Annotated in this window: 8 protein-coding genes and 1 pseudogene; 5 read left to right on the forward strand and 4 right to left on the reverse strand. The window is 40.9% G+C overall.

Going from position 1 to position 7,597, the window contains the following annotated elements:
* Positions 1-314 precede the first annotated feature (314 nt).
* A complete protein-coding gene (locus tag IM322_RS00630) occupies positions 315-755 on the reverse strand; it encodes a hypothetical protein (protein ID WP_287675805.1) in 441 nt (146 codons plus the stop codon).
* A gap of 112 nt (positions 756-867) precedes the next feature.
* Positions 868-1,047 carry a DUF1830 domain-containing protein gene (locus IM322_RS00635; protein ID WP_287675806.1) on the reverse strand — a complete coding sequence of 60 codons (180 nt, stop codon included), beginning with the start codon at positions 1,045-1,047 and terminating at the stop codon, positions 868-870.
* A gap of 268 nt (positions 1,048-1,315) precedes the next feature.
* Here IM322_RS00635 and IM322_RS00640 point away from each other — a divergent pair, with 268 nt between their 5' ends.
* The 4 genes from IM322_RS00640 (at position 1,316) to IM322_RS00655 (ending at position 5,207) form a co-directional block, all read left to right on the forward strand.
* Entirely contained in the window at positions 1,316-1,465 is a 150-nt protein-coding gene (locus tag IM322_RS00640) for a hypothetical protein (protein WP_230458615.1), read from the forward strand.
* Between the two features lie 442 nt (positions 1,466-1,907).
* A complete protein-coding gene (locus tag IM322_RS00645; RefSeq protein ID WP_287675807.1) occupies positions 1,908-2,321 on the forward strand; it encodes a hypothetical protein in 414 nt (137 codons plus the stop codon).
* Between the two features lie 41 nt (positions 2,322-2,362).
* The gene (locus IM322_RS00650) at positions 2,363-4,447 is read left to right on the forward strand and encodes a pentapeptide repeat-containing protein (protein ID WP_287675808.1); all 2,085 of its coding nucleotides are present in this window, start codon (positions 2,363-2,365) and stop codon (positions 4,445-4,447) included.
* A gap of 142 nt (positions 4,448-4,589) precedes the next feature.
* Positions 4,590-5,207, forward strand: coding sequence for a Uma2 family endonuclease (locus IM322_RS00655; RefSeq protein ID WP_287675809.1), 618 nt, complete (start codon positions 4,590-4,592; stop codon positions 5,205-5,207).
* Positions 5,208-5,291: 84 nt separating this feature from the next.
* On the opposite strand, the gene IM322_RS00660 is transcribed toward IM322_RS00655, so the two are convergent.
* Positions 5,292-5,546, reverse strand: coding sequence for a hypothetical protein (locus IM322_RS00660; RefSeq protein ID WP_158200201.1), 255 nt, complete (start codon positions 5,544-5,546; stop codon positions 5,292-5,294).
* Positions 5,543-7,249: a potassium channel family protein gene (locus IM322_RS00665; protein ID WP_287077868.1), complete on the reverse strand. Its 1,707-nt coding sequence runs from the start codon at positions 7,247-7,249 to the stop codon at positions 5,543-5,545. The genes IM322_RS00660 and IM322_RS00665 overlap by 4 nt, the downstream gene beginning before the upstream one ends.
* Positions 7,250-7,399: 150 nt before the next feature.
* Between IM322_RS00665 and IM322_RS00670 the strand changes: the two are divergent.
* Positions 7,400-7,597: pseudogene (locus IM322_RS00670) on the forward strand (DUF4351 domain-containing protein); the annotation flags it as partial.

The following is a 7,597-nucleotide window of genomic DNA, read 5'->3' on the forward strand; positions in this document are numbered from 1 at the left end:
AAATTGTCTGCTCAATTTTTTGATAATTGACCACTGTTACATTTGGTAAATCGAGGAGTTGCTCAAAATTTATCCACATAACCCACCTCCTGTTCTGTGTTACTATTATACCATGCTCACACAGAACCTAGAAGAGCCGAGAAGCCCATAGCCCTGATTGGGTCCATCGAAACGACCGCTACCACTGCGGTCAAAATGAAGACTAGAAAGGTGTCCGGTCCTATTTAATCTTAGCCAGGGGCCTGGGGTTTCAATGACGGGCAATTGACGCTGACTAAAATCGTCTGGTGGGAGGGGAAAAGGAGGCAAACCCATTACGCCGCGCTATGACTCCCGTAGCACTTAGCAGCCCAAACCACTGGCTCGATTTCTCCCTTTTGGAGTTTTTCTAGCGGGGTTGCTCCCTCTAAACGAATATCACCCGTAAGCAGAAAGAGCATTTGTGTCCAAGCACCGTCTTCTTTTAAGACGGCTAACACTTGGTCTAAACCGGACAAAACTTTGCCATCAATAAATTGCCAAGCAGGATAAACCAATTCTTCGTTGACAGATAAACCTAAGACCCGATGATTGAGCCTCATAGTTTCTAATTCCAAAGAACTACAGGCTAAAACACTACAAACCTCGGTGCTGGTTAAGGTTCCGCCTTGCTTGGATAGGAACCGCTTCTTCGCTTCTTCGCCTCGTTTAATGGCAGCTGCCAACGGAGGGGCCAAAGCTAAAGGAGATTGTGCTTTTTGTATAGATTCTAACATTTTTAAGCTAATAAGAAATAATAATTTTGGCAAGACCTTAATCAGACGATCCTTTCCTTATATCGCCAATTCTCGGCAAGGAATTCTATGCTCCCGAATCATCGCAGCCATCTCATAGGTAAAAAATATCTAAGTGTCCCCCTTCAGGAGCCTTAAAACAAAAATCTTGGCCCGGCTCAACGATTCGCTCTAGCCATTGTCCCATAAAGTCAATTTTGAGAATAGCTGTTTTTTCTGTGCGGTTTACATATACACAGTTGATAATTGCTTGATTAACAGTTGTATTCGACATAACATTCCCCTCCATTTCAGCAATATGGATTTGTTTTTGTCTAGTAGTGTTTTGCTCCTCGTGTCAGGAATCCCTAACATTATTAGCTTGACTCAATCTACTAAAATGGGCTAAGATGCGGGGATGATAATGATGAGTAAAGAGCCAGAACCCGTGAGGATACTGGCTCTCTCCTAGCTTCGCATCATCGGGATTAACCCTCTCAATTAGCCCACCAGGAGACTTAAAACCTTAGTAGTGGACTCAAGAAGCCAGGAGGTCAATCAATATGAAGAACTTACTCACTGTCATCCTGTTAAGCTCGCTTGCTTACGGCGTAGCTCTGGGAAAAATACATCCGTACGACTACGTTTTTATCTACACCATCAACGAACTAGCAAAACGTCAGGGTGGAGATAATCAAGACGGGAAGCGGTAGGCAGAACGTTTACTTAATTCAAGCTGGGCAGTGCGGCAACACTCGACCAGCTTTTTTGTACTGTTTCTTACTATCGCTCTATCTTCTTTAATATTATCCATAATATAATCACTTACTGTAAGGATATCAACCAATAAATATTGCAAAGTTAAGCCAACAAATATTGCAAAGTTAAACCAACAAATATTGCTATCATTAAACAATAATTGTTGGTACTCCATTTCAAAATATGCTAACTAGCCCATCAATATATGATGCCCAAAAGCTGGCAAGAAACTGTGGTTTGGATATTTCCAAGCACTGTAAGAATCTCAACCAACAAATATTGCAAAGTTAAACCAACAATTGTTGCAAAGCTAAACCAACAATTGTTGCTATCATTAAACAATAATTGTTGGTACTCCATTTCAAAATATGCTAACTAGCTCGAAAGTACAGCAAGATGCTCTCGTCAACTCCCCCATCACTGTGTGATGCCCAAAAGCAGGCAAGAAATTGTGGTTTGGATATTTCCAAGCTAGAGGCTTTGTTGGAAGAAATCGAACCCCTATCTGATAAATATAAGGAGATATTTTATCGGGCGGCTACAGGACTTTATTCCGCCGATGACTTGGCTGAAATGTTCAATCATAGTAGCGGCAAAAATCTAAACGCGGATTTCAACAAAAATCTAGGATCCCATCTTAAGGATTACCTTGAGTTAGATGAGCGGGTGGGAATTACTTCTTTAAGAAGAGTTCTCTTTAAAAAGGGCTATTTTGTTGACATTAATGACGATGAATCAGTGAGAGTTTTGCGAACACGCTACGCTGAAAATTCTCAATCAGAGCAGTCTTTTACTGTCAGACAAAATTAGTGCGGATGAGAAAACCACCAATCAAGGAGATTGATTTAAAAATGGAAAACACAGAGTCATTGTGTGAGGTAACAACATCCGCCAGTTGCCGTGCTGACATTATTAATGAGTTGTTAGCTCAACTAGACAATAAACAGGACAGCGATCACCGTGCTGAAATCAGAAGGAAATTAGGAGAATATCCTGATACTCAAGTGATTAAAACACTTTGGGATTTGAGAAATAATCTGGAAAACGAATCTGATGATTTTGTGCAATACGAAATCAAGCTTAGTCTGCATAAGGTAACTACTCATCCTAGTATAAATATTGATTTTTTTCTGGATAACTTAGAGGTATTCCAATCACAAGATAACAATTCTCAAGCCCCAAAAGTATTAATTGATGCTGATCTAATTGAAGAGTTTTTATTACGAAATCAGACGACTCTTAACAGGGAAGCTACTAGGGTTATGGGACTTGTTTTAGAGGGAAAAATTAATCCTTACATCGGCGAAATAGGATTAATCAAAATTTGGCATAATATCAAAAATCTGAAATCTCAAGAATATGCCAATCGTTCGATCATTGAACTTCTGAGTAAGATTAACGTCGGCCAAGTTAACTTGAAAGAAATTGACCTAGAAAAATATCCCAACGTTAACTTAAAAACGGCAATTCAAGTTGAGATTGCCAGAAAGTATGGCTTGGCAGGTATTATCACCATCAGAGATCGAGAATTCATTGCCAGTGGATATCCTTTTGTGGGTTCCCCTTCCCTATTCTTACAGTTTTTAGGGGAAGATACCTCGCCAGCATCTATCGAAAGAACTCTCAAAAATCTCGGTAAAGCTGCCATGGAACATGAGAAAGTAAAACTCAATCAGCTTTTAGAAAACGAGCCTCAACAAAACTTATTCTTTGAGGATAATCTCGTTCTCTTTCAAGGCTGGAAAATTGAGAACTTTGAAATTCTCTGTGCTAATAACAATTTAACTTCTGCGACAGTTATCTTATGTAATACAAAAACCCAAGAGCGTTACACTGAATCGGCCTTTAAAAAAGGTTCAGTAGATGCACTTTGTACTGCCTTTGATGAGGCTCTAGCTCATTTAGTTGAAATTAAACATCACCTTAAATCTATCTATGTGGCTAACTTGACACCGGGTAAACAAGGAGCCACAACTGTCAAGGCGGTGGTTGAGTATGATGGTAAAGAAGTGATTACTATCCACACCCATGAAAATATTCTCAAGGCTTATTTTTTCGCCTACGTCAAAGCGATGATTGCCGTTTATGCACCCGATGAATATCACCCCGATATTCATAGCACAAAAGAATTGACATATTTGCACAAAATTGGCGAACGAGATTTTCGGGGACTGAATTTCAGCCAAGTCAATTTAATGGATGGTGAGGCCAATCTTTCCGATGCAAAATTGATGGGATGTAACTTCAGTAAGGCTAATCTTTCGGGGGTTAATTTAACTAATGCTGATTTAACAGGAGCCGATTTAAGTCATGCCAATTTGACCGATGTTAAATTAGATGAAAATAATCTAACCCTACTTGATGGCACAATTTTGACCAACACAATTATGCCTGAAATTAGAATGGAAATTATTGGCGAATCCCGTTTAGAAAAGGTTGCTCAACTACTCAAACACATTGATCCTCAAAGTGAATCTCGAATCTTGGCTATTCACTCCATGACAGATTCCATCTGGTGGGATAATCCTCTTGGTCAAAAATTCTGGGAAGTTAACGAAGAACTAATCAAAAGGGAGATTTCTATTCAACGAGTCTTTATTCTTCCTGAAGTTCCGACTCAAAAGCATTTACAAGTGATTCAGGAACAACTTAACTCTGGCATAAAAGTTGCTTGTATTTGTCAGGAAAAAGCCAAAGATGTTGAAGGCTATTGTTGGGATAATACCAACCTATTGATTAGCGAAAACTTATCTGTTCCAAGAAATTCTTTTACAGCGAGAAGAATTATGAATGGTCAAACAGAATCAGGTTATATTTCCTATCAAACAAGAGTTGTAGAGACAGATAAAAGTCTCTTTAACGCTCTATGGGAAAAATCTGAAAAACTCTCTACTGAAGCTAATCTTCAGGAACAATTAGCAAACCTGAATACCTGACCCCGAACTTTATTGTTTTATTAACTGATGCTCACAAGGCGATCGCTGTTTCTATTCTGTTTTGATAAAAAGCGATCGCTTCCCCACAATCCCTAAAAAATAACCATAAAATTAATTAATAGAATATCGGAGAAAGACAAAGATGATTATCGCTCAAGAAAAACCAACTATTGCGACAGTCACCAAAACCCCTGTCACTTTGGAAGCATATCGGGTGATCGCTGAAACTTCTCAGGAACGTTATGAATATTGTCATGGAGAAATGATTCTTATGCCTGGAGGAACCGCGACCCACAGCGCAATCGCGATCAACATCTCGGTTTATTTGGGATTTTTATTGAGAGATAGGGATTTTCGTCTGTATAACAGCGATCTGCGGGTGTGGATTCCTGAATATCATTGTGGAACCTATACCGATCTCATGGTCGTTAACCATGAACCAGAATTGAACGGCGATCGCAAAGACGAAATTCTTAATCCTTTATTTATTGTAGAGGTGCTTTCCCCCGCCACGGAAGCCTATGATCGAGGTGATAAATTTAGAAAATATCGTTCCCTGCCAAGTTTTTGTGAATATCTGCTCGTTAGTCAAACTGAACCCTACGTTGAGCAATATTTCAGACTCGAACAAAGCGATCGCTGGCAATTACAAACCTACGATCAACTTAGTCAAATAATCCCTCTGGAGAGTTTAAACCTTGAACTTCCCTTGCTAGAAATTTATCGTCGCGTTAGTTTTGCGGCAGCTTCATCCGATTAATACCCTTTCTATTCTGTTTGCATAAAAAGCGATCGCCTAACAGTTTAAACTCAAAAAACCGCCATCGACAAAGAAGCGCTACATTTATTGAGGATGGTTAGGCAGAGAATGATATTGAAAAATGCCAAATATACTGCCGACACTGCCAATACTGAGAATACTGCCGACACTGCCAATACTGAGAATACTGCCAACACTACCAATACTGAGCATACTGCCGATACTAACCAGACTTAAAATGCTGCTGGCACTAGCGAGACTTAAAATACTGCCAGCACTGCCTAAACTCAAGATACAGCGATAACTAGCTTTGCTCAGATAATTAAGACCAGAAATCATTTTAAATCGGGGAAAGATTGGGGAATAGTTAGGGAAGTATTTTGCCAAACCTGTTGTAAACGCATAGCCGGCATAGTTAGATAAAGAATATCACCTTGGTCGAGAGTGATTTCCAGTAATTGCCAACCGTGGATAGTTTGACCTTGTTTTTCCAGGTAAAGTGGCACAAAATCGGCATTCATCGCCGCTTCCTTGACAATTTGCCCCATAAAAGGATGATTCGGTGTGATTAATGTAGCCAAAGCAACCCAGAGGAGATCATCGGTCATGCCATTACCGAGAATTCTACCGCCCAAAGCGGCCGCAGCAAAGGAATAGGTAGCCAGATCCCGGGGACATAATACCGTATCAAAATCAAAAACTTCTTGAATCGATCGCCCGAATTGTTCCTGAGAGCAGCGTAAAACTAGATTAATTTTAGGAGCGATCGCTTTAGCAGTGAGAGCAATCTCCACATTAATCATATCCTCGTAAGTAACCACGATCAAAGATTCGGCGTTGTTAATATTAGCCGTTTCTAGGGTAGCCACTAGACGCGCATCCTCGATGATAACGGGGATTCCCCAGGAGCGCACGGAATGCAAAAATCGATTATTGGGGTCCGATTCGATCACCACCACTTCACAGCCTTGCTCGTGCAATTGTCTCACGATCCGGGTGCCGATACCTCCTAAACCACAGATAATGTGATGATTGCGGACGGGAATGCGGGTAGCATCCCAAAACTGTTTAAAGCGACTACCGAGGATAAAATCGTTAAGGAGAGCATAACAGATACCGATAACCCCTGCACCGACAATCATCATGACCACGGTAAAAATTTTGATACTATCGGGGGTAGATTCGGCCACTTTTTCGTTACCTCCGGCGCCGGTAATCATCCCGACGGAGAAATAGAGGGAATCGACGAGGGAAATTTTTTGATTAACGCTGAGATAGGTAACGGTAGCAAGGGAAATCATCCCCAAAAGGGAAAGGGTGACAAGAATTACCGGTTGGACATAGTGCTGATAGGGACGCAGATTGAGCAGATTTCTCAGCCACTTTTGCAGTTTAAAACGCTGTTTTGCCCTAATTGTCGGTTTATTGCCGATAATGAGATGATCGCCAGTTCCGAGTTTTTTGCCTAAAAGAACTGCTGAAACCAGATCAATTTCGTCGTGAGCGGGGAGATAATAGATTAACATCCGGGCCGGATCGTCCCAAAGTTCGTAGAGGGGTAATCCCCACCAAGGATGATTTTCCTCGATAATTATCTCTTGAATTGGCCAAAGGCGATCGAATAGCTGTAATTGACCGATAGCTTTATTACCAAGGGCAGCAAAGGAAAAGATCGGAGCCGCTAGGGAAGCAACGCTCATGCTAACGTGAGCAGGGAGGGTTTGATCGAGTCTTTCTCCTAAAGTTTCGTTAAATAGTCGGTTAACTATCCGAATTTTCGGGTTAATTATCCTTGCGCGGGTGAGAATTTCCAGATTGAGTGCGTCGTTATCAATGGCCAAAACTAGGGTTTCTGCATCTGGAAGGCCAGCTTGCAGGAGAGTTTTAGGAGAGCAGGGATCGCCGATGATAATATCAGACTGGTATTCGCAGACCATTTGGCGATCGCTAATCGCTACTACTGCCGCGGATTGTTGTTTGAGTAAACAAAAGATTTTATAACCCGTGCGACCTAATCCACAGACGATGATTTGCGGTTTCATTCGTCGAGCGCATTTTTTGCTGATTAACCTTTCAGTTTTAGCGCAAAAACTAGGAAAAATCTGTAACTAAAGCTGCAATGCTGCCAGTTTTCCCAATCAGGCTTTTAAAATGATAAAATAACCCTCATCACTGATTTAATCACTTAGGTCTTGACTCGCTTTCTTTGGGATAAATTTAGTAAAGATTACCTCGAAACCTTTCTCTCTTCTTCCGGTGACGTGAAAACTAGCCTTGATGTGACGGCAGAAACTCAAGAAATCGATGTGTATTTTCGACCGACTTCCCCAGAAATACCGCCCGAATTAGGTTTATTAGGCCGATTAGCTCAAACCCCTTGTTTATTGGAA

This window comes from Microcystis sp. M109S1, from assembly GCF_020247025.1.
Classification (GTDB): domain Bacteria; phylum Cyanobacteriota; class Cyanobacteriia; order Cyanobacteriales; family Microcystaceae; genus Microcystis.